The following is a 215-nucleotide window of genomic DNA, read 5'->3' as shown; positions in this document are numbered from 1 at the left end:
TATGCGCCAATCGCTTACAGACGGGCTAGGAACCCTAGGCGGCATCAGGCTGCATACACCGCACCAAATCTAATCGTATTTATTTTAACCTACATTTAAGATACAAGGCGGGAGGTAATGCAATTCAATATTCAGGACATACGCCATCTCTTTCACCAACTCGGCTCGGTGGTAACCCGCACCATCCAGAATAATATGGATTTTTTGCGAAAGCG

Annotated in this window: 1 pseudogene; it reads right to left on the bottom strand. The window is 46.0% G+C overall.

The window, feature by feature from the left end:
• Positions 1–105: 105 nt before the first annotated feature.
• Positions 106–215, bottom strand: a pseudogene (locus AAC854_RS24105) (transposase); the annotation flags it as partial.

Source organism: Xenorhabdus entomophaga (assembly GCF_037996725.1).
In the GTDB taxonomy this organism is placed as follows: Bacteria; Pseudomonadota; Gammaproteobacteria; order Enterobacterales; family Enterobacteriaceae; genus Xenorhabdus; species Xenorhabdus khoisanae.
Note: the sequence above shows the minus strand (reverse complement) of the source record. Positions and strands in the feature narration are given on the sequence as shown.